Consider the following 1,579-nt stretch of genomic DNA (forward strand, 5'->3'; position numbering starts at 1 on the left):
CCAAGGTCGCGAGAAAGCCTTGGAATTCTAATGGCTTGGCGGTGTCGCGATGACGGTTTCAAGACGGTTCGGGAGGACGGCCTTCTAACGAACTCGTCTCTCCATTCCCTCTACAGTTGCGGTTTGCAAACGCCGCGATGGCTTCCGCAACGTTACCTGTAACTTCGCGCCGTTGGGCCTCCTGCAAATGCCAGTAATGGCGCTCGTTTACGCGAGCAGAGTTTCCGATCACCTTTCCCATCACGCTTGGACCATACCCCAGCGTTGCGCCCACGCTATTCCAACTTCGACGCAGATCATGAAGTGTGACACGATCATCACTCAACAACCCTGCATCCTTTCTGATCTGCGACCAAGCACGATCCAGGCTCATGATGTGTCCCGTCGCCGAATCCGGCGTTGGAAACAACCATTCGCATGACCTGGGCATCCTCTTCAGCAGCCGCTTCAGCGGTGCGCTGATGTGAACCTCAAGCGCCCCGTCCTTCTGATCCGTCTTGTGTTGAACAACTCTGATGATGCCACGATTGATATCCACGTTTTCCCAGCGCAGACGAAAGACCTCGGTTTTCCTAAGCGGTGAAAGCATCATGAACTCAATCGCCCAAAGCGACACGTTCTTCATGGCTCCACGGTAGCGGTGCTTTTCGATAGCCGCCCATAGACGCTCGTATTCTTCTGCGGTCAACACCCTTGACCGTCGTGGCTTGGAAACACCGACGTCGATCACAAATGGGTTACGAGCGTCACCGACAAGTTCACGCTTCTCGCCCCAGGTCCAAATCGAGCGCGCCCATGCAATCATCTTTGCGCGGAAATGCGGTCCCTGTCGCATCTTGTCGTAAGCCTGCTGGACCATTCCCCGACTCATGCTCGTAACCGGGAACTCGCCGAACCGTGGGCGGATATGCAGGCGACAATAGCGACGAACTTCTGCCAAGGAGGTTTCCTTGTGGTGCCCGTCCGCCCATTCAAGATACCTGTCGATCACCTCATTGAAGGTTCGCGCTGAGGCCAATCCGACTTTGCGGTCCCATGCTGGATCAGAGCCTTCCATGATTTTGCCCACCAAGATCTTCGCCTTGCTACGAGCTTCATCGGCCCCAATCACGCCGACCTGCCCAAGCCTGAATTCCCGCTGCTGCTTCTGTTGACCGCGATAGCGAAGGATGAATTGCGCCTTACCCGACGCATAGACCTTGACCCCGAATCCTCCGATCTCCGTATCCCAGGACCGACCGATGGGAAGTTTCTTGACAGCAGCATCGGTCAGTCTGATTTTGCGCCTCACTGGAGGAGCCATCACGATTCCTTCCCCGAAATTACCCGTTAAGCTCTTGAGATCACTGGTAAAAATTACGGTAGGCGGCACTGTGCAAGGCCAACGCGAAAAAGACGCGCTAGATCAACGCCTTAAAGCGGGGTTGAGGATGGCGCATCCTTACGCGGAGGAAGCATGCCGTCGCGATGTGGAAGAGCCACCAAATAGCCATCACCGACCGTCCTCCCGAACCGTCTTGAAACCGTCATCGCGACACCGCCAAGCCATTAGAATTCCAAGGCTTTCTCGCGACCTTGG

At 55.6% G+C, this 1,579-nt stretch carries 1 protein-coding gene; it reads right to left on the bottom strand.

Going from position 1 to position 1,579, the window contains the following annotated elements; translation table 11 throughout:
* Positions 1-58: 58 nt before the first annotated feature.
* Positions 59-1,303 (bottom strand): tyrosine-type recombinase/integrase, encoded by a 1,245-nt coding sequence (locus TSO5_RS32000; protein ID WP_109155384.1) that lies wholly within the window; start codon positions 1,301-1,303, stop codon positions 59-61.
* Positions 1,304-1,579: the final 276 nt, after the last annotated feature.

This window comes from Azospirillum sp. TSO5 (assembly GCF_003116065.1).
Lineage (GTDB): Bacteria > Pseudomonadota > Alphaproteobacteria > Azospirillales > Azospirillaceae > Azospirillum.